Source organism: Rhizomicrobium palustre (assembly GCF_011761565.1).
Classification (GTDB): domain Bacteria; phylum Pseudomonadota; class Alphaproteobacteria; order Micropepsales; family Micropepsaceae; genus Rhizomicrobium; species Rhizomicrobium palustre.
In genome coordinates, this window is record NZ_JAASRM010000001.1 from 2,652,764 (window position 1) to 2,678,273 (window position 25,510).

The following is a 25,510-nucleotide window of genomic DNA, read 5'->3' on the forward strand; positions in this document are numbered from 1 at the left end:
GCCCGCTTTGCGCGTATTACCGCGCGGGCTTCAACAATCTTCCCCTCAGCCAGGCATTGGCCGGCTTTTCGACGCCGTAATACAAGAGCGCGCCCCAGCCAATGCAGAGCAGCACCAGCAGCACCGGTTCTCCCCACCAGGCCAGCTCGGCAAAGCGATGGCCGAAGATCAGCGTGTCATCCGGCGGATACCAGCGCTGTTCGAAATAGCGGATAAGCTGCAGCCAAAAGGTCTGGCCCATATAGATCGCGTAAGACCATTCGCCGAGGCGCAAGGGCAGTTTGGTGGATAGGCCGCGCGCCAGAAATCCCTTGTCAAAGGCGAGCACGAAAATCAGCACATAGAGCGCGGTGGCGAACCAGAGATCGCGCACCGTATGCGACCAGCCATTGCGATAGGTCGCCCAGAAGAGATAGGCGAGGGCCACTGCCTGCAGCGCCGAGAAAACCCAAGCGGGAAGCTTGTCGGCGCCCACTTTCTTGGCATCGCGAAAGAGCACCGCCATGCCAACGCCGACCGCGAAGCCCGCCATGCCGCGGAACATGCCATCGCGATAGGTGATGTCGAGGCCGTGATGACTGTTGAGGGCGAGAAGGGTCAGCCAGGAAAGGCCGAAGCCGATCAGCGCCACGCCCATCCACCAGCGCCCGCGCGCCAGAACAAGATAGATCGGAAAAAGCAGGCAGAGCAGGAACTCGACCGAGACGAACCACGACGCGCCATTCCAAGTCAGCCAGGGAAACAGATTCCAGCCTTGCACCAGGAACAGGCTCGCCACAAAGCTCGGCCAGGTGTTAATCGGCGGCCAAGGCTGGTGATAGATCGAGAGATATCCGCCGAGATAGGAAAGCTGGTTCAGCGTCCACATCAAAAGCAGCATCGAAATCAGGGTGACGAGATGCACCGGGTAAAGCCGGGAAAGGCGTGCCTTCAGGAATGGCAGGATCGCTGTGCCACGCAGAAACTCGCCCACGCGCGCGCCATAGACATGCACCAGGATAAAGCCGGAGAGGGCGAAGAAGAACTCCACCCAGAGATAGCCGCGGCTGACGGCAAGGTCGAACCATTTGGCGCAGCCGAAAAAGGAATGGAGCCAATCGATCTGGCACTGAGGCGTATCGACGCCGCGATAGCCATGCCCCTCGCAGAAATGGAACAGCACCAGGATCAGCGGCGGGAAGGCGCGCGCGCCCGACAGGGCTTTGATCTCGGCGGGGCGGTGTTTTTCGCTCATCGGCGGGAAGGCTCCGGAAAAGGCGGCAACCCTGACGTCTGGCGGCCAATATCTCAAGCGGTCTCTGCGCGGAAATTGGGCAGGAGAGGTGCATTGACCGCGCGCTATTCCCCAGCAAATAGTTGCGGCGGTATTCGCAAGGGGTGGACGGCATTATGGATTTTGGGGGCCTGCATCTGCAATCCCTGCTGGGGATCGCGACCATTCTGGCGCTGGCCTGGCTCTTCTCGGAGAACCGCCGGGCTTTTCCGGTCCGCACCGTGTTGGCCGGGCTCGCCATGCAAGTCGCCCTGGCGCTGCTCTTGCTGAAAGTGCCGCTGGCGCGCGATACGCTCTTTGCCCTCAACGGGCTGGTGGCGGCGTTGACCGAGGCGACCAAGACCGGCACCTCTTTTGTCTTCGGTTATCTCGGCCAAGGCGATGCGCCCTTTACCATCACCCAGCCCAACGCCTTCATCAATTTCGCCTTCGGCGTTCTGCCCATCATCATCGTGATCTCGGCGCTGTCGGCCCTGCTCTGGCATTGGCGCATTCTGGCGCTCCTGGTGAAGGGTATCGCGGTGGTGCTGCGCCGGTTTCTCGGCATCGGCGGCGCGGTCGGCCTTGGCGGTGCGTCGACGGTCTTCCTCGGCAATGTCGAAGGGCTGCTGGTGATCCGGCCCTATCTTGCCAAGCTTAACCGCTCTGAGCTGTTCATTGTGTTTACGGTCGGCATGAGCGTGGTGGCGGGCACGGTATTTGTGCTCTATGCGACGATTCTGAAGCCGGTCCTGCCGGGCGCGCTCGGCCATATCCTGATCGCGTCGATCATGTCGCTGTTCGGCGCCATCGTGGTGGCCCGGATCATGGTGCCTGGGGAAGCCGCGACCGATACGGTCTCGGAAAGCGAGATGAAATACCGCTCCAGCATGGATGCGGTCTCGCATGGTACGGAAGTGGGACTTCGCATTTGGCTGCAGATCATCGCCATGCTGATAGTCGTCACCGCGCTGGTGGCGATGGCCAATATGATCCTCGCCAACGCTCCGCATGTTTTCGGCGCGCCCTTGACGCTGCAGCGTTTGCTCGGCTGGGTCTTTGCGCCGGTAGTCTGGCTTTATGGCGTGCCTTGGAGCGAGGCGGTGACAGCGGGCAGTCTGCTCGGCACTAAGACCATCCTCAACGAGCTGGTGGCTTATATCGATCTCACCAAACTGCCCGCGGGTGCGCTTGATCCGCGCTCCACCCTGATCGTGGTCTATGCCATGTGCGGCTTCGCCAACTTCTCGTCCGTCGGCATCGTCATCGCTGGCATGAGTGCGCTGGAACCCGGCCGCCGCGATGAAGTGGTGCCGCTGGTGATGCGTTCGTTGCTCGCAGGCACCATGGCCAGCGGCCTCACCGGGTGCATGATCGGCCTGCTCCCGGTGACGTGAAGCTGCAAAGGCTTAGTGCGTGTGGGTTTCGAAGGCGGGGAACAGGATGTTGTTCTCCAGGTGAATGTGGGTCATCAGATCGTCGGCGAATTTGATCAGACCCGCATTCAACGCCCGCCAGGTGGGGCAGGCGCCTTCCGGGGCGGGGATCGCGAAAGGCTCAATCGCTTTTAGCTGATCACCCGCCTCGATATGCTCGGCACGCATGACCGCGATGGGGTGATGGATGAAGGGGTTGCCGCCCGCCTGCATCATCGGGAACAGCACCTGTTCTTCCTTCTGCATATGCGCGTCGAGTTCGTCGGTCAGGCGCTGCAGCTTTTCGGCCAACCCGTTCGGCGCATCGGGGCGGGCGCCATGCACCGCTTCCACGCGCTTGGCGAGGCGGATCAGTTCCGGCAGCTCACGGCGATGGACATCGTGAAAGCGCGTCAGGATATGGGCGATCAGCGCGCCGGTTTCGCGCGGCGCCTCGTCATTTGAAGGGGCAATGGCGGCGAGTTCGGCGGCGATGCTGGCAGCATCCAGCCCCTTGGCAGAGGCCGCCTCGGCCAGCGAAACCGCTCCGCCACAGCAGAAATCGAGCTTATATTTGCGGAACACGGCGGTAGCGCCGGGAATTTCCGTGGCAAGATGGCTGAGCGTCTGGGTCTGATATGCGCCGGTCATGTCGGTGCTCTCTTTCCTGAATTCCCGAGCAGGGTGGAAGGATTAAGTGGTATATGCAATACCAGATTAAACCGTGCGGCAATCTGCGCTAAACCCTGAAGGGAACATGGACAAAGACCTCGACAGCCTGCTTGCTGAAATCCGTGCCTGCCGGATCTGCGAAAAGCACCTTCAATATGGCGCTCGCCCGGTCATTCACGCCAGCGCCAAGGCGCGTATCTGCATCATCGCGCAAGCGCCCGGTATACGGGTGCATGAGACGGGCATTTCCTTCAACGATCCTTCCGGTGATCGTTTGCGTGAATGGATGGGGATCGATCGCGACGTCTTCTATGACGAAAGCAAAATCGCCATCATCGGTATGGGCTTTTGTTTTCCCGGCTATGACGCCCATGGCGGAGATTTGCCGCCTCGCAAGGAATGCGCTGAGGCATGGCAGGCACGGCTATTCGCAACCCTGCCGAAATTCGACCTCACCCTGTTGATCGGCAGCTATGCTTTCAATTGGCATCTGAAAGGCCGCACCAAGAAAACCGTTTCGGAGACGGTGGCGGCGTGGCGGGAGTATACGCCCGGCATCATCCCGTTGCCGCATCCCTCCTGGCGCAACAACTCCTGGCTCAAGAAGAACCCGTGGTTTGCGGCGGAGCTTTTGCCCTATCTGCGCCGCCGGGTGAAAAAAGCCCTCAATGTTTCTTCGCCGGGCTGATGGCCATCTCGAAGGGCACTGCGGGCAGGCCGTCGGAATTGACCAGATTGCAGAGCGGGCTATCGGCCCAGCAGAAGCGTACGCTGGTGGCTTTGGGATATTTGGCAGCATCCAGCTTCACGCTATTGCCAGTGACGAAACCATCGACAAAACCGCATTGGCTTTTGGCATCGCAGAGGCTGAAGCCGACGGCGCGGTCCCATTCACGCGCCTCCAACCCCTTCGCGGCATGATCGAAGGTGATGGTCACGGTCTTGCCTTTGCGGCTGATGGAGGAAGGTTCGGGGCTTTGGGCGACGATGTCCTGGCCATAGATGAATTTGCGTGCCAGCAAGGAAAGGCGGCGTCCCACCTCTTGTTTTGCTGCAGGATGGATCACATCAGGCGAACCAAGATCGATGGTCACCGCAAGCCCGGTATTGGGTACGGTATCCACCACGCGGCGCTGCACTTCGCGCAATGCCGCCCAATTGGAGGCCTCCGGTTTAGCGGTGGCCGGGCCAAAGCTCGTCAATTGCACGATATAGAACGGCATTTCAGCGCCAAAACGCACGCGCCAATCGGCAATCATCGCACGCAAGAGCCGGTCATATTCCTTGGGCTGCCCGGCATCGGTTTCGCCTTGATACCAAAGCGTGCCGCGTATTTGCGTCGACCCCAAAGGCAGGATCATGCCGTTATAGAGGGTTGAGACTCCGAACTGATTATACCAGGGCATCCAAGGCTCGCCGCCGCTGGTCTTGGCAGATGCTTTCCAGTGCCAGGGACCGTTCAGCGCGATGCTCTTTCCGTCATTGGTCTTCAGGCTCATCTTTTCACCCGGCCAGGCCGGGCCTGCACCAGCTTGAATAGCTATGGCGATGTTATTCTGCCCTGCATGCAGCACACCCGGCTCGATCTTATAGTTGCGGTTCTTGTCATAAGCATGGGCCGCACCCACCAAGCTGCCATTCACAAAGGTGAGGTCTTCGGAATCGATTGGGCCGAGGCTCAGCGTGGCCGCAGCTTGCGCCTCAGCTTCGGTCAACGTGATGGTCTTGCGCAGCCAGGTGATGCCGTTGAAGGTTTTCAGCTCCGGCACATTCCATAAGCGCCAGGTGCCGGTGACATCGTGGCTCGCCCAGCCTGAATCATCAAACCCTGGGTCGCTATAGGCTTTCACATTGGGATCATGCGCGTCGAACCAGGCCCGCGCGATGTCGCGCCATTTTTCTTCCGCAGCCTTGGGATCCTTGGCATAGGTCTTGGCGATCTCAAGCCGCTCTTCATAGCCGCCGATCTCTTTCAGCTTGTCATTGCTGATCCAGGCTTGGATCGCTGCGCCGCCCCAGGCATCTTCGATCAACCCCACCGCCACGCCGGCCACGGGCTGAATGTTGGCGCCGAAATAATAACAGACGGCTGAGAAGTCCTTTGCTGTCTCGGGCGTGGTCACCGCCCAGCTTGCATCAGCGCCAAAGCTTTCGCGCGGCATGGGGCTCGAAAAGCGCTGCACGTGAAATAAGCGCAGCTTCGGATTCTGCGCGGCCCTCAGCTCGCTATCGTAATTGGTGGCAAGGCGCAGCGGCATTTCCATATTGGATTGGCCTGAGCAGAGATAGACATCACCGATCATGATGTCTTTCACGGTCTGGGTTTCACCCGCGGTGCTGGTCGCTGCAATCGTGTAGGGTCCGCCAGCTTTCATTGCCGCAAAGCGTACCTCCCAGCGACCGGCCTCATCTGCGGTGGCGCTGGCCTTCTCGCCAGCGAAAGTCACGGCCACGGTTGCGCCGGGTGCGGTCTTACCCCAGATCGGAACGGGCTTATCCCGCTGCAGCACGGCATGGTCCTGGAAGGTGGTGTAAAGCAGGGTCAGGGGCCGGGGCGGGAAAACGTCCTTGTCCTTCACTACCGCGACGACAGGCGAGGGCGACATCAACGGGGGAATGGAGATCGAGCTGCAAGCCGAAAGCATGAAGGCCGCGCCGAGCACTGCCAGGGCAGACTTGTCCATTCCGCGTTCCCCTCTAAACTTGATCTTCTTATTTGCGTCGCGATTTAATACCGGGGGCTCTCCGATGGCCAGATTGGCCACCTACCTTCTCTGCGTCATTGTGGCGTTTTCGCTGCAATCTTGTGCGCCCGTGACCGCGCCCATGGGATTGGAGCAGGCGTCCCCGATTTTACATGAAGATTTTTTCACGACCAGCGACGGTCTTTCCTTGCCCTATCGCCATTGGGACGCGGCCAAACCAAAGGCCATCATCGTGGCCCTGCATGGCATGAGCGATTATTCGCGCGCCTTCGAGATGCCGGGGCCTTATTGGGCGAGCGAAGGCATCACCACCTATGCGTATGATCAAAGGAGCTTTGGTAAATCGCCCAACCCCGGAGACTGGCCGGGCGCGCAAGCAATGCGCCAGGATTTTTGTGATTTCATCGAGGCGGTGCGCGCGCGCCATCCCGGGGTGCCGGTCTTCGGTCTCGGCGAAAGCATGGGCGGGGCGGTGGTGCTCACCTCTCTCACACAGAATCATCAGCCACATTTGGATGGCGTGATCCTGGTCGCGCCTGCGGTGTGGTCGCGCTCCGATATGCCGTTTTACTATCGCGTGGCGCTATGGCTCACAGCGCATACATTTCCCGCGATGACCGTTTCCGGCAAGGGGCTGAAAATCTGGCCATCTGATAACATCGAAATGCTGCGCCAGAATGCGCGCGATCCTCTGTTCCAGAAACAAACCCGCGCCGATGCGGTGTGGGGTCTTGTCAATTTGATGGACGAAGCGCGCAAGGCACCGCTTGCGCTAAAATCCACACCGCCGATGTTAGTGGTCTATGGCGAGAAGGATCAAATCATTCCACGCGCGCCCACCGAAGCGGTGGTGAAAGAACTGGGCGCCCGCGCCGAGGTGCATGTCTATCCCAAAGGCTATCACATGCTGCTGCGCGATCTTTCCGGTAAAATTGTTTGGAAAGACATCGAGGCCTTCGTGGAAAAGACCAGCGCGAAATAAATATGCGCAAAGCGGGCTTGGCGAACAAGTCCGCTTTGATGGGGGCCCCCTCAGGCTACGGCGAGCAACGAGCGTTGTGATCAGACAGCGCTCAACAGACACCTTTGCCTTACCACGGACCGCTTCGCCTCTGCTCATTTGCGATTCATGCGCCAGTGCGGGCACGATCCCAGCTACGGCTTGAGCAGGACGAGAACGTGCGCGAGCACGCATCAAAGCCCTGTATATGTCGCGCGTTTGCGGATCACGCGCCCCGCGAAGGCCCGCCTTCCGCTTGGCTCGCCAAGCATCTCCATCTTTCAAACAACTCAATTTGATTTGGGAAGCGATCACGCGACCTTCAAGGCTCTGGCGCGCGATTTAAGCCGCGCGACAGAAGACGGAAAGGATTGCGGGTGAGAATTGGAGGTGGGTGAGCTGCCCGTTAGCTGCTGGCCTACTTGGCGCTGAACTAGACTGAATCACTAGGTGCGGCTACTCGGTAATATTGATACTGTCTTATAAATTCTAGCGAACGGCATTGGGGGTGCTATGAGCGAACTACCCAAAAATGAGCGCATATATTTAGAGCATAGAAGAATGCTAACCGACAATGACCTCGGGGCTCAGATTGTTGAAGTCGCTTGTATTTTGAACTCTAAAACGTCGGCACTGCTCACGCACGTTTCAATTATGATAGCCGTGGCTATCGCTCTATTCAGCTATTTTTCTTCGAGTAAATCAGCATCTCTCGTGGTGGATATTGTTCTGATTTCGGAGATTGTTGCGTATTTGGTGATATCGCTATTCTGTCTGTTCTCAATAACGATGAGCGGAGGTGGAGAGGGTGAGCTAAGTCTCGATAAGCTCATTCAAAGGAGGTCGCGGATTCTTTCGTCTCGAAGGCGTAATTACAAAATCGCGCTTTATGGCACGATCATTGCGACATACGTTTTAGTTTCTACTCTTCTGTATGAGATAGCGAGCAGGTGTAATTGGATAGGAATTTTTAAGTTACCGTAGGCATGGCTTGTCGGCTGGCCTATTTTGCATATTTCACGGGGGCGCTGGACGTATCGCAAGGGTTCAGCGTCAAGTGAGAGACGCTCCAGTCATCCGCATTGGAACAGCCAAACTGGGTCGCCCGCAATTGCGGACGATGACAGGACTATTGAACACACATGCGGTGCCACATCCACAAGGATGGTGAAGCCCTTTAAGGCTTCACCGTACTCGCGTTGATATGCACCTTGGCGACGGCGGCTTGTTCGGCGGAGGAGCTGCCGATGCGTACGACGTAATCGCCATCGGCGACGCGCCAGAGATTGGCATCGCTATCGAACATGGCCAGAAGGCGCGGATCGGTTTTCAGGGTGATGTGCTTCACATCGCCTGCGCCAAGCTCCACTTTGGCAAAGCCGACCAGACGCACCGCGCCATAAGGCGGCTTCACATAGACCTGCGCTACAGCCTTGCCCGTGCGCGTGCCGGTGTTCTTCACATCGAAGCTGACGGTCAGGCCATTGCCGCCTTGGGCATTCAGGCCGCTATAGCCAAAGCTGGTATAAGAAAGCCCATGGCCGAAAGCAAAAAGCGGCGGCAGTTTTTGATCCTCAAACCAGCGATAGCCGACCTTGGAACCTTCGTTATAGATCACGTCATAGGCCGTCGGCGTGCCGTTGGTCCAGGTGATGCGATTATCCGGGCGCTGACCCGTAATGATGGGATGGGCAAGCTGGCTTTCAGTGATAGGAAACGTCACTGGCAAATGGCCCGACGGGTTGACCTCGCCGAAGAGCACGCGCGCGATAGCCGCGCCGCCGCGATTACCCGCATACCAGGCCTCCACGATGCCATCCACCTTATCGGCCCACGGCATGGTCACCGGCCCGCCGGTCTCCAGCACAACAATGGTATGGGGATTGGCTGCTGCCACCGCCGCGATCAGATCGTTCTGATTGCCGGGCAGGGAAAGGTCGATCACATCAGCGCCCTCATGCATATGCTGATGGGCAAACACGACGGCGACATCGGATTTCTTGGCGAGCGCGACGGCTTGCTCGATATCCTCGCCTGAGGCGTAGTCCACCGCACTGCCGCGCGCCGATAATTTTTTGATTTCATCCAGCGGGGCGTTGGCGTGGAACACCACGGTTTCCTGCGGCAAGGTCCAGACCTGTCCACCGAATTGTTTGGTGCCGCCGCCGATGCGCACTTCCATCGCCTTGGAATGGCCGATGCCGAGCACTTGCGAGGAGCCGCCGCCCGAAGGCACGCCAAGATCGGCATGGGCGCCAATCACCGCGATTTTCTGGCGCTTGGTTTCCGAAAGCGGCAGCAGGGATTTTTCGTTTTTGAGAAGAACGATGCCGTCTTCGGCATTGGCTTGCGCGATGCCAAGGTCAGCCTCGATATCGACGGGGCCTTTCACCGGCGGCTTATCGAAAAGACCTTTGGCAAACATCGCGCGCAAAATACGATGTACCATGTCATGCAGGCGGGAAGCCGGCACCTGACCTTTGGCAACGGCATCCTTCAGGGCTTTGCCGAAATAATCCGCGCGGTCCGAGCCATTGGAGGATTCCTGATCCAGGCCATTGATCGCGGCCTGCACGGTGGAATGCACCGCGCCCCAATCGGACATCACAAAGCCCTTATAAGCCCAATCGCCTTTCAGGACTTCGCTGAGAAGATAGTGGCTTTCGCAGGCATAGACATTGTTGATGCGGTTATAAGCGCACATCACCGAGCCGGGATCGCCTTTCTCGATGGCGAGCTCGAAAGCCAGAAGATCGCTCTCGCGCGCATCGGAATCGGAAATATTCGCGCTCATCACCGTGCGCGCGGTTTCCTGGGCATTGAGGGCATAGTGTTTGATGGTGGAGATCATGCCCTGACTTTGGATGCCGCGAATGCTTTCGCCCACGATCATGCCCGCAAGCCACGGGTCTTCACCGGCATATTCGAAGGTGCGCCCGCCGCGTGGCTCGCGCGCCAGATTGATGCCGCCCGCCAAGAGCACGTTATAGCCTTTGGCGCGCGCTTCCTTGGCGATCATGGCGCCGCCTTGGAAGGCCATATCCGGGTTCCAGGTCGCGGCCGTCAAAATAGAAGCGGGCAGGGCGGTGGAGGTATCGCCAGGGCGCATATTGCCACCATTGGCGACGCCCAAGCTCGCGTCTGTTTCCGCTAAGGCCGGCACACCGAGGCGCGGAATGCCCGGAACATAGCCCGCGCTCACCGGAAGGGCGGCTTTCAGCTCCGGGGTCAACGGTTTGCGATGGCCGGGCTGATAAGCGACACCCAAGACGCCATCGACCAGCACCAATTCCTCATCGCGGGTCATTTTGGCCTGAACCAGATCAGCGCGCGCATCCGGGGAAAGCGAGGTATTCATCCAGGGTGGGGTATTCTCGGCCCCGGCTCCAACCGCCAGAAATGCCAAGGCGGACACCGCACACAACTTGAAACGCATCACGAAAAATCCCTTCCCCAGATGAGGTGCGGATTATCCTGACGTAGATGTCGTTATGAAAGTCTCGATTTCGCGACAGATGGGCTTACGTAATTGTCGCGACAAATCCGACCGGTCTCCATCTCTTGCTGAACGGCAAAAGATGGTGGGCGATGCAGGGATTGAACCTGCGACCCCACCCGTGTGAAGGGTGTGCTCTCCCGCTGAGCTAATCGCCCGGGCCGATGGTGCGGTCGCGGCCAGGGGCCGGATCGCGTCGGGAGGGGTGCGTATAAAGCCTTGTTCCCCGCCGCGCAAGCGGCAAATCCGCCGAATTTTGAGGGGGATGGCCCCTTTTCGGCCTAAAGCCCCAATAGCGCCTTACCGGCGGCTGCAATCTCGGAAAACTGGTCTACCACCGTATCGGCGCCAAGCATCGTCGCGGGTTCCTGGGTGTAGCCATAGGAGACCAGCACCACCGGGGCGCCTGCCGCGCGGGCGGTTTCGACGTCGGTGCGGCTGTCGCCGACCATCACCGCAGGCCCGCCGCCCAACTCAGCCACGATTTCCGGGAAAAGCCGGGGGTCTGGCTTCATATAAGGGCGGTGACCCTGGCCCCAAATGGCGCCGAAATGGCCCGAAAGCCCAAGCTCATCGAGGAGAGCCAGGGTGGGGGCATGGGGCTTGTTGGTCAGCACGCCGAGCGCGAATCCTTCTGCTTTCAAGGCGCTAAGCGTTTCGGGCACGCCGAGATAAGGGCGGCTCGCGGCGGCGACATGGCTTCCGTAATCTTTCAGGAAGGCGCGATAGAGCATCTCGGTCTCGAAGCCGGAAATCTCCTCGCCGGTCATGGCGAAGGCCCTCTCAATAAGCTTCTTGGCGCCGTGCCCGACAATGCGGCGCAGCTCCTCTTCCCCTAAGGCCCGTCGCTGCTCGCGCCCCAAGAGCCAATTGATGCTTGTCAGAAGGTCGGGCGCGGTATCCACCAGCGTGCCGTCGAGATCGAAGATGAAAAGTGCTTTAGCCATGGCAACATCATGCAGTAAAACGTCACTTTACCGATAACGGGTCGGGAGCTATCCAACAAGTATGGCACGCGCTGGTATTATTTTAGCCGCAGGCATGGGCACCCGGATGAAATCCGCAAAGCCCAAGGTGATGCATGAAGTGGCCGGGCTTTCCATGCTCGGGCATGTGATCAAGGCCATGCGCGGCGCGGGCGTAGACCGCATCGTGGTGGTTACCCATAAGCTTGGCGATGCCGTTCGCACCTATGCCGCGAGTTTGGGCGCCGAAAGCGTGATCCAGGATCCGCAGCTTGGCACCGGCCACGCCGCCGCGTGTGCTGCATCCGCGCTCGCAGATTTTCCTGGCACGCTGATCATCGCCTATGGCGATATGCCCTTGGTGACGGCCGACACGTTCACGCGCTCTTTCGAAGCCCAGGCTCAATACGGCATGTCGATCGTCGCATTCACGCCCGCTGATCCCGGCGCCTATGGCCGCATGATCCGCGATAGTGAGGGCCTGCTCGAGCGCATCGTCGAATTCAAAGACGCCAATGCAGATGAAAAAGCCGTGCGGCTGTGCAATGCAGGCATCATGGCGGCGGATGCCAAACAGTTCTTCGGTTGGGCAGGTAAGCTCGACAACAACAACGCGCAAAAAGAATACTATCTCACCGATGTGCCCGCATTGGCGCGCAAGGATGGCGTGCGCTGCTTGATCGTCGAATCCGACGAAGCCGAGATGATGGGCGTCAACAGCCGCATTGAGCTCGCGCGCGCGGAAAACTTGATGCAGCAGCGTTTGCGGGCCAAGGCGCTCGGCGATGCGGTCGGGCTGATCGCGCCGGAGACGGTGCATTTCTGTCATGATACGGTGCTTGAGGCTGACTGCCTGATCGAACCTTATGTGGTGTTCGGGCCGGGCGTGACGGTGCGTTCGGGCGCCCATATCCGTGCCTTCAGCCATCTTGAAGGGGCTGTTGTTTCGGGCGGCGCGATTGTCGGGCCTTATGCGCGGCTGCGCCCCGGTACAATGGTGGAAGAAAACGTCCATATCGGCAATTTCGTCGAGCTGAAGAACACCAAGATCGAGAAGGGCGCCAAGGCGAACCATCTTACGTATCTGGGGGACGCGCGGGTCGGCGCGGGCGCCAATATCGGCTGCGGTACCATCACCTGCAATTACGACGGCTTTCTCAAGCATCACACCGATATCGGCGCGGGCGCCTTCATCGGCTCCGACACCTCTTTGGTGGCACCGGTCAGTGTCGGCGATGGTGCCATTACCGGCGCGGGATCGGTGATCACGCGGGATGTGCCCGCCAACAGCCTGGCGGTGACGCGGGCCGAGCAGAAAAACCTGCCGGAATGGGCGGAAAGTTTTCGCGCGCGTAAGAAAGCCGAAAAGGCTGCCAAGAAATAATCACTGCGGCGCAGGGCGCATCGAAGGAGACGAATATGTGCGGAATCGTTGGCATTGCCGGTACCCGTGACTGCGCCGGTCAGATCCTCGATGCGCTTCGGCGCCTGGAATATCGCGGCTATGACTCGGCGGGCATCGCGACCCTGGTGTCGGGCCAGATCGATCGCCGCCGCGCCATCGGCAAGCTTTCTGCACTCGATCTCGTCATCAAGGATCGTCCGCTCCCCGGTCATACCGGCATCGGCCATACCCGCTGGGCTACGCATGGCAAGCCGTCGGAAGCCAATGCCCATCCGCATGCGACCAGCAAGGTTGCCGTGGTGCATAACGGCATTATCGAAAACTATCGCGAGTTGAAGGCCGAGCTGATCGCCAAGGGCCACCACTTCGAATCCGAAACCGATACCGAAGTCTGCGCTCATCTCGTCACCGCCTATATGGATGATGGGCTTTCCGCGGAATCCGCTGCCAAGAAAGCGATCCGTCGTTTGCACGGCGCTTATGCGCTGGCCATGATCTTCAGGGGCGAAGAGGGGCTTCTCATCGGCGCCCGCATGGGCAGCCCGCTCGCCGTTGGTTATGGCGACAAGGAAGCCTATCTCGGCTCGGACGCTTTCGCGCTCGCGCCTTTCACCAATCGCGTCTCCTATCTGGATGACGGCGATGTGGTGGTGATCCGTGGCAACGCGGTGACGATTTATGACTCCGCTGATCGCCCCGCCAATCGCGAGGTGAAGATCACCGCGGCTTCTGCCGGTCTGGTCGATAAGGGCGGCCACAGCCATTACATGGCCAAGGAAATCCACGAGCAGCCCGAAGTCATCGCCCATACGCTCGCTTATTACATTGATCCGGCCAAGCCGGCGGTGCGCGAGCGCGATGTGAAGCTTGCGAAAGCGTTTGCCGAAGCGACCAGCCTCACGGTGTCGGCCTGCGGCACCGCGTTTTACGCGGGCATGATCGGCAAATATTGGTTCGAGAAGCTGGCACGCCTGCCGGTAGAAATCGATGTCGCGTCCGAATTGCGTTATCGCGATCCGGTCTACCCCAAAGGCGGCATGGCGCTCTTCATCTCGCAATCGGGTGAGACGGCGGACACGCTGGCGGCCTTGCGCGATGCCAAGGCGCATGGCCAGACCACCATCGCCGTTGTGAACGTTCCGGAAAGCTCCATCGCGCGCGAAGCCGATATCGTGCTGCCGACCTTCGCGGGCCCGGAAATCGGTGTCGCCTCGACCAAGGCCTTCACCTGCCAGCTTGCGGCTTTGGCGCCGCTGGCCATTGCGGCGGGCAAGGCGCGCGGCTTTGTTGATGAAGCGGCGGAGAAAAAACTCTGCGCAGCCTTGCTGGAAGCGCCCCGCCATATCGTCGAATTCCTGAAGCAGGAGCCAAAGCTTCGTCAGATCGCGCAAGGCGTCGCCAAGGCGCGGGACGTGCTCTATCTCGGCCGCGGGGCAAACTATCCCCTGGCGCTCGAAGGCGCCCTGAAGCTCAAGGAGATTTCCTACATCCACGCCGAGGGTTACGCGGCTGGCGAGATGAAGCACGGCCCCATCGCGCTGATCGATGAAAACGTGCCGGTAATCGTGATTGCGCCGCATGACGCGCTTTACGAAAAAACCGTCTCGAATATGCAGGAAGTAATGGCGCGTGGCGGCAAGGTGCTGCTCATCTCCGACAAAACGGGGCTGGACGCGGCAGGTGCGCAGGTCTGGAAAGCGGTGGAAGTGCCCGCTGCTGATCCCTTCATCACGCCGCTTCTTTATGCGGTGCCGGTGCAGCTTCTGGCTTATTACGCAGCCGTGGCCAAAGGCACGGATGTTGATCAGCCGCGCAATCTCGCCAAGTCGGTTACGGTGGAATAGTCCGCCTACGGCCTGAGCGTCTAAAAGAGCGCCTAAAATCTGTGTACGTAAAATAAGGCAGACTTATACGCGCGTACCTTGGCGCTTGCTTGCAGACGCACTTGCGATTCAACCTAGCATTGCTTCGCGCTTTGCATTAGAACTCGACCCTTCCGGCAAAGGTTAGGGGGTGCCGATGGTTGAGCCGCGCTTGGAGCATTTGGGGCCGCTCCGGCTTTTTGGAATTTCGCGCGCACATAATCGGGTGCAAGAGCCCGAGGGAATCTCCTACGGCATCGGCGCGCAATGGAGGGAGATGCGGCGGCACTGCGGGTTCACCTCCAACTGTGCCTGTATAGGCGTGTTCGGGCGTATGGCCGATGGCGAGACCAAGTTCAATTACTTCTGCGGTGCGCCGCAGATGGCGTTTAGCGGTGCATTGCCTGATGGGTTGAGCACGCTGGAACTGCCGCTCATGAACTGCGCGGTATTTCCGTATCTAGGCCATGTGCTGGGTCTCGGCGATTTCGTGCATTACATTTTGCGCGATGGATTGCGCGAGGCGGGTCTTCAAATGGTGCCAAGCGATATAAACACGCCGGAATTTTGCGAGCGTTATGGGGCAGGTTTTGATCCGGGTACACTCATCGGAAACATCGAGGTGATTGTCCCGGTCCTTTGACGAGGCGCAACGCCATGTTCGGTACAGCGGGAAATTCGATCAGGTTGATGTTCCGGCGCGAGCTGTTCGGTCCGGTGTCGCTCGCTGGATATTCGTGCATTCACACGCTCTCGCGCGATCCGCGTGAAATGTATTTTAAGATTGCCTGCCAATGGCGGGACTTTGCCGCGACTGCGGGTAACCTGAAGCGCTTGCCTCCGCGCCTTGGCTATGGCGTTTGCCTGTCGCTCGACATAAACCGGCGGCAAATGGAATATGTCTCTTGCCTTGTTGTGGCTGCCAAGGAAGACGTGCCGCAAGAGCTGTCGTGCCTCATTTTGCCGGAACTCGATTGCGCGGTTTTCGATCATCACGGCGACGCGGCGTTGTTGCCGTGCACGCTGCAATCCATCTTCGATACAGTGCTGCCGGAAGAGGGGCTTTACCCCGTGACCTTCGGCGCGCCTGCGTTTATTCAGCGCTTCAGCGAACGGTTTGATCCACTAACAGGAATGGGCGGGCTCGAGATATTGGTGCCGCTGGAAAACTGATCCTGCCTTAAGGTGAGATTTGTTTGCAGCGAAATCCCGGTTTAGTCTCTATAAGAGGTAAACATGGGGCTTGATATGTCAGGATTGGCGCTCTTCACGCTGTTTCATGTGCTCTTGAGCATCGCGGGAATTGTCGCGGGTTTTGTTGTTCTGTTTGGCCTTTGGCAAGGAAAGAGCATGGGGCGCTGGACCACGGCATTCCTGTTCTTCACGGCAGCCACCACCTTCACAGGCTTTCTCTTTCCCTTCAAAACCATCACGCCAGCGCTGATGGTCGGCACGATATCGACGCTGCTGCTGGTTTTGGCGGTGGTGGCGCGCTACACCTTCCACATGAAAGGATATTGGCGCAGCACCTATATCGTGTCTGCGCTGACTGCCTTCTATCTCAATTGCTTTGTCTTTGTGGTGCAGGCGTTTATGAAAGTGCCTGCGCTGCATCTGCTGGCGCCGAATGGAAACGAATTGCCCTTCGCGCTGGCGCAAGGCGCGGTGCTGTTGTTCTTCCTGGCAACGGGAGTTTGGGCGATAAGGCGGCTTCGCCCGGCGCTTTAGAAGCGGTTGCGTATCTGGGGCGTTCCGGTGAAAGAACGCCCCAGACGTATTTTTCTATTCGAGCAGGCTGCGCAGCATCCAAGCGGTCTTTTCATGGAGCTGGATGCGCTGGGTGAGAAGATCGGCGGTCGCCTCGTCATCGGCCTTGGAGGCGAGGGGATAGATTTTGCGCGCGGTGCGCACCACGGCTTCCTGGCCCTTGACGAGATCGGCGATCATGTCGGTCGCGTTCGGAACCTTCTCGCTTTCCTCGATGCTGGAGAGCTTGGCGAAGGCGGCATAGCTGCCCGGCGCATAGACGCCCAGGGCGCGGATGCGTTCGGCGATCAGATCCACCGCCAGGGCGAGCTCGGTATACTGCGCCTCGAACATCAGATGCAGCGTGTTGAACATCGGCCCGGTGACGTTCCAATGGTAGTTGTGGGTCTTCAAGTAGAGCGTGTAGCTGTCGGCCAGAAGGCGGGAGAGGCCCTCGGCGATGGCTTTGCGCTGCTTGTCGTCGATTCCGATATCGATCACGGGACCGCTGGAGTCTTTGCGTGCCATATTCCTGTCATCCCTTAAAAATGCCGCCGTCAGTCCGGCTGGAACCGGGCCATCCTTACCCTGTCGCGGCATTTTGGAAAGGGGCGCGCTGCGGTAAAAGGCGCGGCATCGAGGCTGGACGAAAGCGCCCTGATCGGCTTCATTCCAGGCCTGCGAGGAGACAGACCCATGAGCAATATCGACCATTTGAAACAACAGGCAGCTGCCCGCGCCCTGGAATTTGTCGGGAATGGCATGCGGCTAGGTCTCGGCTCCGGCTCCACCTCCGAGGCGTTCATTAATCTCCTTGGCGCAAGGGTGCGCGGTGGCTTGGATGTGGTGGGGGTGCCAACCTCCGAACGCACCGCCCAGCTCGCTCGCTCGCTCGGCATCGTGTTGGGAGATCTTAACGATCTGGCCCCGCTCGACCTCTGTATCGATGGCGCCGATGAATCCGATTACAATCTCGACCTGATCAAGGGCGGCGGCGGCGCGCTTCTGCGCGAGAAGATCGTGGCCGCCTCGGCCAAGCGGATGATTGTGATGATCCACGGCCCCAAGCTCGTCGAAAAAATGGGCGCCTTCCCGCTGCCGATCGAGGTGATCGAGTTCGGCCATGTCGAAACCGCCCGCCGCATCCAGGCGGTGGCGGCTGAGCTTGGGTATGGCACGCCGGCGGTGAAGCTGCGCCACAAGGGCGATGCGGTCTACAAGACCGACAGCAACAACGTGATTTATGATGTCGCCTTCGGTCCGGTGATCGCCGAAACTGAAAAACTCGCCACCGCGCTTTCCTGCGTGCCGGGGGTGGTCGATCACGGGCTTTATATCGGCATCGCCAAGACCCTGATCGTCGCCCGTCCCGAAGGCATCGAAGTGCGCGAGAGGGGATAAAGGCCCTTAACCCTCCCCTTGAGGGAGGGTCGAAAAACGCATCAGCGTTTTTCGGGGAGGGGTATGTCGTAGTGCCGTCAGTGAGGCACGACGTTCCCTCCGCGGCCAACCCCTCCCCGAAATTCCCGCGCACTTACGTGCGCAAAAATTTCGACCCTCCCTCAAGGGGAGGGTGAGAATGTGGAAGTCCTTGAACGCGCCTAACGCACCAGTGGGATAACCGGCAAAACGTGCAGGATGAAGCGCGTCACAAAACGTGGCATGCGCTCATCCTCGCCGGAAAGGCGCGGCTTACAAGGGCTGGTACCGCACTGAATAGTGGGTTTCCACCCCTCGCTGCCCAAAGCCCGCGTCTTCAGCGAAACCCCGTTCAACACCAGTGTCATATCCTTCAGGGTCTCGGGCGACATGGCGTAATAGCTGTGATCGAGCCGGTCCGCCGCCGCATTGGAGGCATCGATGATATCGACCTCGCGATCCTCGGCGCTGGGCGTAAACGAGATATCCTTGGATGAGCCCAACCTTGGCACGCCGCCATGCTCACGGCGGGAAATCTCCAAGACGGAATCATAAGACGAGACATAAACGGTGGTGCGTTTTGCGAGCGGCACGGCGCCCGCCATCAGCTTCAAGAAGTCATTGTTCTTGGCCTCGGCACCGATATCGGGCGCGGCCAGCACCAGCTCGCTGATAAAGCCGGGGCGCGGCGGCTGGCGGCTCTGGTTCATGGCCGAAAGCGTCATCAGCGACAGCCGCCCGCCCAGACTATGGCCGAGCAGCGTCACACGCAGGCCGGATTCGGAGAGCTCGCGCAAAAACTCCTCCAGCAGCGGCTGGGCGTAATCGCTGTGCTCGATATCGGAGACATAGCGGTCGATATTGATCTCCGCGCTCCAGGAAAAGGCGGCCACCGCGCAAGCGGTCTGGGCATCTTTGGCGATCTGGGCCGCGCGCAACACCGCGCCATCGAAGCCGGTGTGAAAGCCATGCACAAAGACGAAAACCGAGCGGCAATGGCGGGCGGCCGCTTGCGCTTCGATCAGGGCGATGGCGCCGCCGAGCTTGCCTTTGGCAGTGGCGCAAACCGTGGGATGGGCCTTGGCGACATAGCCATATTCAAGCTTGCCGTCGGCCCCCGTCGCGGGCGGAATCACGGTTTCGGCAGTGCCGCAGGAAGGCTGGCCGCCCCAGCGCGTGGCAAATCCTCCCGGAAAAGAGGCGTCCGCCTCCCGGTCTGTGACATAAACCACATCGCTATAGGTAGTTTTGGGCGGTTCCGGGCGCCAAACCGAGCGGATCGGCCCAGAATCGTCAATCGCGCAACCTGCAACTGTTGCAGCCAAGAGCAACAAGCCCCATATCCGGCGCATCGCCCCCTCCGGCGTTGATGGCGCATCAAAGCTCCTTTAAGCGAGGGCTGGCAAGCCGGGAAAGTGACATGGCCAAATTCGATTTCGATCTCTTTGTCATCGGTGGCGGTTCAGGCGGGGTGCGCGCGGCGCGCGTGACGGCCAGCCTCGGCTTCAAGGTGGGCGTGGCCGAAGGCTCGCGCATGGGCGGCACCTGTGTGATCCGCGGCTGCGTGCCGAAGAAACTCTATGTCTATGCCAGCCGGTTTGTGGAGGATTTCGAACTTGCCCCGAGCTTTGGCTGGGATGTCGGCCATCCGAAATTCGATTGGGCCACCCTTGTCAAAAACAAGGAACGCGAGATCACTCGCATCGAGGCGGTCTATAAGGGCGGTGTTGAGAATGCGGGCGCCACGGTCTATCCCGAATATGCTGCCTTCGAAGATGAACACACCATCCGGCTTTCCAGCGGTAAGCTGATCACGGCGGATAAGATTTTGATCGCCACCGGCGGTAAGCCACAGCGCGATCTCGCCGGCGCGCCGGGCGCGCAATTCTGCGATGTCTCCGACGACGCTTTTGATTGGCCCAAATTGCCCAAGAAGCTGATCGTGGCGGGCGGCGGTTATATCGCGCTCGAATTCGCCAACATCTTCCACGCCTTTGGTGTCGATACCACGGTGGTGGTGCGTAAAAACAAAGTGCTGCGCGGCTTCGATGAAGATATGCGCGACGCCTTGCAGGCCTCAATGGAGCGCCGCGGCATCAAGATTTTGACCGAGCGCATGTTCACCGCGGTCGAAAAAGAGGGCAACACGATCATCGCCAAGACCACGGCAGGCGAAAGGCTGGAAGCCGATAAGATGCTGCTCGCCTGGGGCCGCGTGCCGAACACGCAAGGCTTGGGGCTGGAGAAGGTCGGCATCGTCACGGGCAAGAATGGCCGTATCGATGTGGATGGCTATTCGCGCACCACAGTGGAAAACATCTATGCCTTGGGCGATGTCACCGAGCGGATCAATCTCACCCCGGTCGCGATCCACGAGGCGATGTGTTTTGTGAAGACCGTTTTCCAGGATACGCCGACCAAGCCTGATCATCATCTCGTCGCCACGGCGGTCTTCACCACGCCGGAAATCGGCACCGTCGGCATGTCGGAAGAAAGCGCGCTGCAGCACGGTCACGCCATCGACGTCTACAAGTCCACCTTCCGGCCGATGAAGATCGTGATGGCGGGCATGCAGGAACGTATGGTGATGAAGCTCATCGTCGAGCAGAAGACCGACAAGGTGCTCGGCTGCCATATTCTCGGCCACGACGCCGCGGAAATCATCCAGATCGTCGCCGTCGCCCTCAAGATGGGCGCCACCAAGGCTCAGTTTGATGCCACCATCGCGCTGCATCCCTCTGTCGCTGAGGAACTCGTGACCATGCGCACCAAGTCCTATTCGAAAGCGCCGTGAATCGCGTCAGAATAGCGGGATGAGCGAGGATCCCGTTCCGCTAAAGCACCGTGAGCTTGAAAAGATCGCCATGACCGCCCTGCGCATGGCCCGTGTTCTCACCGAATGCGGGGCGCGGGTGCGGGTGGCTCAACAGGGCGCCGCCCTGGTGGTGCGCGGGCTGGGTGTGGAGACCGTTGGCATTCGCACCGGCTATGCCTCGCAGGAAATCACTGTCAGGAGCGGCGAGAACACCATCACCCGCATGATGAGCATGGGGCCGCATGGGGTGAACCATCGCCTCGACCATGCCATGCGCGCACTGGCGGTGCGGGTCTCGAAGGGTGGTATGTCCGTCGAAGAGGTCGAGGCGGAGATGGACCGTCTGATCAAAGAAACCCCGCGCCATCCCATCTGGCTGGTGGCCTTCGCCGTGGGGCTTGCCTGTGCGGCCTTCGGGCGGCTGCTCGGGATCGATTGGCTGGCTTTTGGACCGGTCTTGCTCGGCGGCGGGCTCGGGCAGGGCGCTCGCATGCTGCTGATCCGGCGTGGCTTCAACCATTATGTCGTGGCGACGGTGATCGCTTTCATGGCGTCGTTCATAGGCGGTTTCGGAGCGCGGCTTTGCGGCAGTGCCACCGTTAACCTCGCCATGATGGCGGCGATCCTGCTTCTGGTCCCTGGCATCCCCGTCACCAATGCCCAAACCGATGTGATGGAGGGCTATCCCTCCATGGGCTCCGCGCGGGCGGTGACGGTTCTGATGGTGATGATCTTTGCCACCACCGGCGTCCTCCTCGCCGAAGGCCTGTTGGGGTTGGATTGATGGTCATCGATCTTTGGCATCTCGCCCATCAGATGTTCTTCGGCGCCATCGCGGCGGCGGGGTTCGGGGTGCTGTTCAATTTCGGCCTGCGCAATTTGGTCTGGTGCGCGGGGACGGGTGCTTTGGCGCTTGGGGTGCGCACCCTGGGCCAGGACGCCCATCTCAGCCTGGAAGCCTCCTCCTTTCTGGCGGCGGTGATGGCGAGTTCCACGGTAAGCCTGCTCCGGGGGGCCCTTGGGCCGCGGGGCAATGCGGTGGCGTTGGCAGGCTGTATCCCCATGGTGCCGGGCGCCTTTTTCAGCCAGGCCCTGCTCGGCATGCTGGCGGTCACGACGCCGCACCCGGAAAACGCGGCGGTGATTATCACTGCGACTGAGTATTTCTTGCGGGTATTCTTTACGTTAGCGGCAATTGGGGCAGGGTTAGCCATTCCGGCCCAGCTTTTCCGTAACCCGGATTTTTGAGCGCGCTAGGAAGAACTTGCCGGGTTAATGGCTCCGGTTAACGAGTTGGAAACACCCGGCAGGCAATGGTTACTGGTGCAGCATTGGTAAGCACCATGGTCCGGATTCTTCTCCTCATCATTTATGCCCTGGCGAGCGCCACGCTCGGTTGCCTGGCCGGGATGGTGCAGGGTCTGTCCACCGGCATCACCGCCGGTGCGATAGTCTTTTTGTTCATGACCCAGATTCATGGCGCGATCAGCCGCCGCCGTGAGGTGAAGGCGCATAAAAAAGATATCGTTGGGCTGAAACGTGCGAGCGCTGCTTTCGCCAAGGCCATCAGCGAAACCCAGGCACGGGTGGACGACGTCACCAAGACCATGGAAGCGCGCACCTCCGCCCAGAACAAGAAAATCGTTTCTGAACTTCAGGTGCTCGAAAGCCTGATGAAGGAATTCACCCATCGCATTTCGGAAAAAGCCAAGCATGAGGCAGGCGGACGACGCGCCGGCCCGCAGGCTGATCTTGCCCATGTCGGCGAGCCCGAAATGCTGGAAATGATCCGCGCCTCGCTCGAGGAAAACCGCGTTGATCTCTATCTGCAGCCGACCGTTTCATTGCCGCAGCGCAAAGTGCGTTTCTATGAAGCGCTGTCGCGTTTGCGTGCCGAGAACGGCTCGGTAATCATGCCCGCGCAATATATCAAGATCGCCGCGCCTGCCGGTCTGATGAGCGTGGTCGATAATCTTCTGCTCTTCCGCTGCGTGCAGATCGTGCGCCGGATGATGACCCGCAATCGTTCCATCGGCGTCTTCTGTAATATATCGGGCGACACACTGCGCGATGCGGAATTCTTCCCGCAATTCCTCGATTACATGCAGCATAACCGCGATCTCGGCGGCCAGATGGTGTTCGAATTCTCGCAAGAGGCCGTCTTGAAGGCGGGTCGCGAGGGCGAGGCCAATCTGAAGCGCCTTAACTCGCTCGGCTTCGCGCTTTCGATGGATAACATCAAGACGCTTGCGCTCGATTTCGGAAAGCTCCGCCAGATGGGCTTTTCCTACATCAAGGTGCGCGCTGATATGCTGACCAAGGGCATGGGCGCTGCTGGCGCCGCTGTCGCCGCAGAGGATTTCAAGAACCTTCTCGCCCGTCATGGCCTCGACCTCATCGCCGAGCGCGTTGAAGACGAAAAGACCGTGCTGCAGCTCCTCGATTACGCGGTGGATTTCGCGCAAGGCTATCTCTTCGGCGAACCGCGCGCGGTGCGCGGCGAAATGATCAGCGCCGCCGAAAAGCCCGCCGCCTCGGTCATCCCCTTGCGCAAGTCGGCTTAAAGCTATCGTTTCTTGGCGCGTTACCTTAATTTGTCATCCAGGCCAAACGTGCGCTGCGAAGCAGCGTGCGTGCAGAGCCGGGACCCACTTCAAAATCTGAGCAATGTCTGGGTGGGTCCCGGATCGCGCCGATGTGCCCGGTGACATGATCGTCGCGGGCGCGTCCGGGATGACAGGATGGGGCACGTAAACACAAAAGCGATAACCTGCCCCTCGAAGGAGGGTGTGTTTGTTGGGTGCCTTGGCCTGCCCAGGCAGACGGGCTATAGCCATCTGGAATTTCCGGTGGCCCTTCGCCGCCTTATCTGAAGTAGCGGATTGATGAACGGTTTTCCTGTCCTGACCCCAGGCCTTGGCTCCATTGCGGGCGAGTACGACGCGCTGATTTGTGATGTTTGGGGCGTGGTGCATGACGGCGTTGCAGCCTATCCGCGAGCCGTGGAGGCGCTCACGCGTTTTCGCAAAGAGCGCGGGCCGGTTGTGCTTCTCTCTAATGCACCCAGGCCGCCCGATGGGGTTGCTGCGATTCTCGACAAAATGGGTGTCTCGCGTGAGGCCTATGATGCCATCGTGACCAGCGGCGGCGCGGCGCGGCGTGAGCTCATCGCCCAGGCGCAAGGCAAGATCCTGAAGCTGCATCACATCGGGCCCGAGCGGGACAACCCGGTCTATGATGGCCTCGACGTGGCATTGGTCGGCCCGGATCAAGCGGAGATCGTTCTCTGCACCGGCCTTTTCGACGACGATAACGAAACCCCGGCCGATTACGCCGAGAGCCTCGCGGTGCTGCGTGAGCAGGGGCTCACCATGATCTGTGCCAATCCCGATATGTTCGCCCCGCGTGGGGGAAAACTGGTGCATTGCGCCGGGGGTATCGCCAAGGCCTATGAAAATATCGGCGGGGATGTCATTTATTACGGCAAGCCGAAGCCACCGATTTACGGCGATGTCTTGAAGTATTTTTCGCCGGAATCGCGGGTTTTGGTGGTCGGGGATGCCCTCGAGACGGATATAGCTGGTGCCAACACCATGAGCTTGGATGCCTTGTTTGTGGCGCATGGCCTCCATAAGGACGAGCTGGTGGACTTGACCGATGCGGCGCTCGCCAAATTGTTTGGCCATCACGGGCTGAAGGCCAGGGCAGCGCTCGACATTCTGAAGTGGTAAAACGCTCCCCAAGAGCGTCAGCAATTGAGAGAGGGCATGCGGGTATTCCGGCACCTCGCCGATGTGGCTCCAGAGTTTCAGGGTGCGGTTGTCGCCATCGGCAATTTCGATGGCGTCCATCTTGGTCATCGCGCGCTCATCCGGCATGCCCAGCAGCATGCACACGCCTTGAACGTGCCTTGCGCGGTGCTCTGTTTCGAGCCCTCTTCGCGTGAATTTTTCCGTCCCGGTTCCGAACCCGTGCGGCTGACACCGTTCCGCGGCAAGGCTCACCGCCTGGCGGCGCTGGGGGTGGATGCCATGTTCGCGCTGCCTTTCGATGCCGAGATGGCGCGTCAATCCGCTCAGGAATTCGTGCTGGGAACCTTGGTGGAGGGGCTGAAAGCTGCCTGTGTCGTGGTTGGCGCCGATTTCCGTTTCGGCCATGGCCGGGCCGGTGATTCGAGCGTCTTGGCTTATATGGGCGAGATGGAAGGCTTCTCCGTGGACGTTCTGCCGACCATCATGGCGGGCGGCGAAGACAAGATTTCCTCCACCCTGATCCGCAGTCTCATCAAGGCGGGCAAGCCCGAGGCCGCTGCGCGGCTTTTGGGGCGGCCCTTCGCGATCGAGGGGCGGGTGGAGCATGGCGACAAGCGGGGCCGCACCCTGGGATTTCCTACCGCCAATATGCAGCTCGATGGCTATATCCGCCCGGCGTTCGGGATTTATGCAGTTCGCGTAGGGGTTTACGAAGAGGATCAGGAGGTCGCTCGCTATAATGGGGTGGCTAATCTCGGCATAAGGCCGATGTACAAGACCGAAGAACCGCTGCTCGAGACCTTCCTTTTCGATTTCTCCGGTGACCTCTACGGCAAGCATCTCTCGGTAGAGTTGATTTCCTACCTCCGCGCCGAGGCGAAATTCGCCAGCGTCGACGATCTCGTCGCCCAAATGACCCGCGACAAAGAGCAGGCCAGGGCGATTCTGGGGTAGGGCGGGCAGGAAAGCGCCAATTCTTAAATCGTCATGGCCGGGCTCCGACCCG

The 25,510-nt window shown here is 59.8% G+C and carries 22 protein-coding genes and 1 tRNA gene; 15 read left to right on the plus strand and 8 right to left on the minus strand.

From position 1 onward, the window contains the following. Positions 1 to 16: 16 nt before the first annotated feature. Positions 17 to 1,234: an acyltransferase family protein gene (locus tag FHS83_RS11855; RefSeq protein ID WP_167083166.1), complete on the minus strand. Its 1,218-nt coding sequence runs from the start codon at positions 1,232 to 1,234 to the stop codon at positions 17 to 19. A gap of 155 nt (positions 1,235 to 1,389) precedes the next feature. Between FHS83_RS11855 and FHS83_RS11860 the strand changes: the two genes are divergently transcribed. Next, positions 1,390 to 2,649, plus strand: coding sequence for a NupC/NupG family nucleoside CNT transporter (locus FHS83_RS11860; RefSeq protein WP_167083167.1), 1,260 nt, complete (start codon positions 1,390 to 1,392; stop codon positions 2,647 to 2,649). A 12-nt stretch (positions 2,650 to 2,661) separates the two neighbouring features. Here the strand turns inward: FHS83_RS11860 and ytfE are convergent, their stop codons facing one another. Further along, positions 2,662 to 3,318: an iron-sulfur cluster repair protein YtfE gene (gene ytfE, locus FHS83_RS11865; RefSeq protein WP_167083168.1), complete on the minus strand. Its 657-nt coding sequence runs from the start codon at positions 3,316 to 3,318 to the stop codon at positions 2,662 to 2,664. 106 nt (positions 3,319 to 3,424) lie between these two features. Here ytfE and FHS83_RS11870 point away from each other — a divergent pair, with 106 nt between their 5' ends. Next, the gene (locus tag FHS83_RS11870; RefSeq protein ID WP_167083169.1) at positions 3,425 to 4,027 is read left to right on the plus strand and encodes a uracil-DNA glycosylase family protein; all 603 of its coding nucleotides are present in this window, start codon (positions 3,425 to 3,427) and stop codon (positions 4,025 to 4,027) included. Here the strand turns inward: FHS83_RS11870 and FHS83_RS11875 are convergent. Beyond that, positions 4,005 to 6,023: a sialate O-acetylesterase gene (locus FHS83_RS11875; protein ID WP_167083170.1), complete on the minus strand. Its 2,019-nt coding sequence runs from the start codon at positions 6,021 to 6,023 to the stop codon at positions 4,005 to 4,007. The genes FHS83_RS11870 and FHS83_RS11875 overlap by 23 nt on opposite strands. 64 nt (positions 6,024 to 6,087) lie before the next feature. Between FHS83_RS11875 and FHS83_RS11880 the strand changes: the two genes are divergently transcribed. Next, the gene (locus tag FHS83_RS11880) at positions 6,088 to 7,026 is read left to right on the plus strand and encodes an alpha/beta hydrolase (protein WP_167083171.1); all 939 of its coding nucleotides are present in this window, start codon (positions 6,088 to 6,090) and stop codon (positions 7,024 to 7,026) included. A 1,195-nt stretch (positions 7,027 to 8,221) separates the two neighbouring features. On the opposite strand, the gene FHS83_RS11885 is transcribed toward FHS83_RS11880, so the two are convergent. From FHS83_RS11885 to FHS83_RS11895, 3 genes are all read right to left on the minus strand, one after another. Beyond that, positions 8,222 to 10,480 (minus strand): beta-glucosidase, encoded by a 2,259-nt coding sequence (locus FHS83_RS11885; protein WP_167083172.1) that lies wholly within the window; start codon positions 10,478 to 10,480, stop codon positions 8,222 to 8,224. A 143-nt stretch (positions 10,481 to 10,623) separates the two neighbouring features. Continuing rightward, a tRNA-Val gene (locus FHS83_RS11890) sits at positions 10,624 to 10,698 on the minus strand. 123 nt (positions 10,699 to 10,821) lie between these two features. Beyond that, the gene (locus FHS83_RS11895; protein ID WP_167083173.1) at positions 10,822 to 11,487 is read right to left on the minus strand and encodes an HAD-IA family hydrolase; all 666 of its coding nucleotides are present in this window, start codon (positions 11,485 to 11,487) and stop codon (positions 10,822 to 10,824) included. Between the two features lie 61 nt (positions 11,488 to 11,548). Here FHS83_RS11895 and glmU point away from each other — a divergent pair, with 61 nt between their 5' ends. The 5 genes from glmU to FHS83_RS11920 all read left to right on the plus strand — a co-directional run bounded on the left by glmU (position 11,549) and on the right by FHS83_RS11920 (position 16,500). Then, the gene (glmU, locus tag FHS83_RS11900; protein WP_167083174.1) at positions 11,549 to 12,889 is read left to right on the plus strand and encodes a bifunctional UDP-N-acetylglucosamine diphosphorylase/glucosamine-1-phosphate N-acetyltransferase GlmU; all 1,341 of its coding nucleotides are present in this window, start codon (positions 11,549 to 11,551) and stop codon (positions 12,887 to 12,889) included. 35 nt (positions 12,890 to 12,924) lie between these two features. Further along, on the plus strand, positions 12,925 to 14,754 hold the full coding sequence (gene glmS / locus FHS83_RS11905) for a glutamine--fructose-6-phosphate transaminase (isomerizing) (protein WP_167083175.1): 1,830 nt from the start codon (positions 12,925 to 12,927) through the stop codon (positions 14,752 to 14,754). A 175-nt stretch (positions 14,755 to 14,929) separates the two neighbouring features. Further along, complete coding sequence (locus tag FHS83_RS11910) at positions 14,930 to 15,415, plus strand: GyrI-like domain-containing protein (RefSeq protein ID WP_243846206.1); 486 nt, start codon at positions 14,930 to 14,932, stop codon at positions 15,413 to 15,415. Positions 15,416 to 15,429: 14 nt separating this feature from the next. Further along, positions 15,430 to 15,945: a GyrI-like domain-containing protein gene (locus FHS83_RS11915; RefSeq protein WP_167083177.1), complete on the plus strand. Its 516-nt coding sequence runs from the start codon at positions 15,430 to 15,432 to the stop codon at positions 15,943 to 15,945. 63 nt (positions 15,946 to 16,008) lie between these two features. Next, complete coding sequence (locus FHS83_RS11920; RefSeq protein ID WP_167083178.1) at positions 16,009 to 16,500, plus strand: hypothetical protein; 492 nt, start codon at positions 16,009 to 16,011, stop codon at positions 16,498 to 16,500. Positions 16,501 to 16,554: 54 nt separating this feature from the next. Here FHS83_RS11920 and FHS83_RS11925 read toward each other — a convergent pair whose 3' ends face one another. Continuing rightward, entirely contained in the window at positions 16,555 to 17,046 is a 492-nt protein-coding gene (locus FHS83_RS11925) for a Dps family protein (RefSeq protein ID WP_167083179.1), read from the minus strand. A gap of 168 nt (positions 17,047 to 17,214) precedes the next feature. On the opposite strand from FHS83_RS11925, the gene rpiA reads away from it, so the two are divergent. Further along, on the plus strand, positions 17,215 to 17,919 hold the full coding sequence (rpiA, locus tag FHS83_RS11930) for a ribose-5-phosphate isomerase RpiA (protein WP_167083180.1): 705 nt from the start codon (positions 17,215 to 17,217) through the stop codon (positions 17,917 to 17,919). Between the two features lie 200 nt (positions 17,920 to 18,119). On the opposite strand, the gene FHS83_RS11935 is transcribed toward rpiA, so the two are convergent. After that, positions 18,120 to 19,289: an alpha/beta hydrolase gene (locus FHS83_RS11935; protein WP_167083181.1), complete on the minus strand. Its 1,170-nt coding sequence runs from the start codon at positions 19,287 to 19,289 to the stop codon at positions 18,120 to 18,122. A gap of 68 nt (positions 19,290 to 19,357) precedes the next feature. Here FHS83_RS11935 and gor point away from each other — a divergent pair, with 68 nt between their 5' ends. From gor to FHS83_RS11965, 6 genes are all read left to right on the plus strand, one after another. Beyond that, complete coding sequence (gor, locus tag FHS83_RS11940; RefSeq protein ID WP_167083182.1) at positions 19,358 to 20,731, plus strand: glutathione-disulfide reductase; 1,374 nt, start codon at positions 19,358 to 19,360, stop codon at positions 20,729 to 20,731. Positions 20,732 to 20,750: 19 nt separating this feature from the next. After that, positions 20,751 to 21,536, plus strand: a complete 786-nt coding sequence (locus FHS83_RS11945; RefSeq protein ID WP_167083183.1) for a threonine/serine exporter family protein — start codon at positions 20,751 to 20,753, stop codon at positions 21,534 to 21,536. Further along, positions 21,536 to 22,000: a threonine/serine exporter family protein gene (locus tag FHS83_RS11950; RefSeq protein WP_167083184.1), complete on the plus strand. Its 465-nt coding sequence runs from the start codon at positions 21,536 to 21,538 to the stop codon at positions 21,998 to 22,000. Before FHS83_RS11945 ends, FHS83_RS11950 begins: the two co-directional genes overlap by 1 nt. Positions 22,001 to 22,095: 95 nt before the next feature. Continuing rightward, the gene (locus FHS83_RS11955) at positions 22,096 to 23,316 is read left to right on the plus strand and encodes an EAL domain-containing protein (protein ID WP_167083185.1); all 1,221 of its coding nucleotides are present in this window, start codon (positions 22,096 to 22,098) and stop codon (positions 23,314 to 23,316) included. Positions 23,317 to 23,637: 321 nt separating this feature from the next. Then, complete coding sequence (locus tag FHS83_RS11960) at positions 23,638 to 24,483, plus strand: TIGR01459 family HAD-type hydrolase (RefSeq protein WP_167083186.1); 846 nt, start codon at positions 23,638 to 23,640, stop codon at positions 24,481 to 24,483. A 36-nt stretch (positions 24,484 to 24,519) separates the two neighbouring features. Next, positions 24,520 to 25,458 (plus strand): bifunctional riboflavin kinase/FAD synthetase, encoded by a 939-nt coding sequence (locus FHS83_RS11965; RefSeq protein WP_167083187.1) that lies wholly within the window; start codon positions 24,520 to 24,522, stop codon positions 25,456 to 25,458. The last annotated feature ends 52 nt before the right edge of the window (positions 25,459 to 25,510 follow it).

Excerpts from the sequence above, each read along its gene's own strand:
- FHS83_RS11855 (WP_167083166.1), bottom strand. The coding sequence starts at position 1,234 with ATGAGCGAAAAACACCGCCCCGCCGAGATCAAAGCCCTGTCGGGCGCG.
- FHS83_RS11860 (WP_167083167.1), top strand. The coding sequence starts at position 1,390 with ATGGATTTTGGGGGCCTGCATCTGCAATCCCTGCTGGGGATCGCGACC.
- ytfE (WP_167083168.1), bottom strand. The coding sequence starts at position 3,318 with ATGACCGGCGCATATCAGACCCAGACGCTCAGCCATCTTGCCACGGAA.
- FHS83_RS11870 (WP_167083169.1), top strand. The coding sequence starts at position 3,425 with ATGGACAAAGACCTCGACAGCCTGCTTGCTGAAATCCGTGCCTGCCGG.
- FHS83_RS11875 (WP_167083170.1), bottom strand. The coding sequence starts at position 6,023 with ATGGACAAGTCTGCCCTGGCAGTGCTCGGCGCGGCCTTCATGCTTTCG.
- FHS83_RS11880 (WP_167083171.1), top strand. The coding sequence starts at position 6,088 with ATGGCCAGATTGGCCACCTACCTTCTCTGCGTCATTGTGGCGTTTTCG.
- FHS83_RS11885 (WP_167083172.1), bottom strand. The coding sequence starts at position 10,480 with ATGCGTTTCAAGTTGTGTGCGGTGTCCGCCTTGGCATTTCTGGCGGTT.
- FHS83_RS11895 (WP_167083173.1), bottom strand. The coding sequence starts at position 11,487 with ATGGCTAAAGCACTTTTCATCTTCGATCTCGACGGCACGCTGGTGGAT.
- glmU (WP_167083174.1), top strand. The coding sequence starts at position 11,549 with ATGGCACGCGCTGGTATTATTTTAGCCGCAGGCATGGGCACCCGGATG.
- glmS (WP_167083175.1), top strand. The coding sequence starts at position 12,925 with ATGTGCGGAATCGTTGGCATTGCCGGTACCCGTGACTGCGCCGGTCAG.
- FHS83_RS11910 (WP_243846206.1), top strand. The coding sequence starts at position 14,930 with ATGGTTGAGCCGCGCTTGGAGCATTTGGGGCCGCTCCGGCTTTTTGGA.
- FHS83_RS11915 (WP_167083177.1), top strand. The coding sequence starts at position 15,430 with ATGTTCGGTACAGCGGGAAATTCGATCAGGTTGATGTTCCGGCGCGAG.
- FHS83_RS11920 (WP_167083178.1), top strand. The coding sequence starts at position 16,009 with ATGGGGCTTGATATGTCAGGATTGGCGCTCTTCACGCTGTTTCATGTG.
- FHS83_RS11925 (WP_167083179.1), bottom strand. The coding sequence starts at position 17,046 with ATGGCACGCAAAGACTCCAGCGGTCCCGTGATCGATATCGGAATCGAC.
- rpiA (WP_167083180.1), top strand. The coding sequence starts at position 17,215 with ATGAGCAATATCGACCATTTGAAACAACAGGCAGCTGCCCGCGCCCTG.
- FHS83_RS11935 (WP_167083181.1), bottom strand. The coding sequence starts at position 19,289 with ATGCGCCGGATATGGGGCTTGTTGCTCTTGGCTGCAACAGTTGCAGGT.
- gor (WP_167083182.1), top strand. The coding sequence starts at position 19,358 with ATGGCCAAATTCGATTTCGATCTCTTTGTCATCGGTGGCGGTTCAGGC.
- FHS83_RS11945 (WP_167083183.1), top strand. The coding sequence starts at position 20,751 with ATGAGCGAGGATCCCGTTCCGCTAAAGCACCGTGAGCTTGAAAAGATC.
- FHS83_RS11950 (WP_167083184.1), top strand. The coding sequence starts at position 21,536 with ATGGTCATCGATCTTTGGCATCTCGCCCATCAGATGTTCTTCGGCGCC.
- FHS83_RS11955 (WP_167083185.1), top strand. The coding sequence starts at position 22,096 with ATGGTCCGGATTCTTCTCCTCATCATTTATGCCCTGGCGAGCGCCACG.
- FHS83_RS11960 (WP_167083186.1), top strand. The coding sequence starts at position 23,638 with ATGAACGGTTTTCCTGTCCTGACCCCAGGCCTTGGCTCCATTGCGGGC.
- FHS83_RS11965 (WP_167083187.1), top strand. The coding sequence starts at position 24,520 with ATGCGGGTATTCCGGCACCTCGCCGATGTGGCTCCAGAGTTTCAGGGT.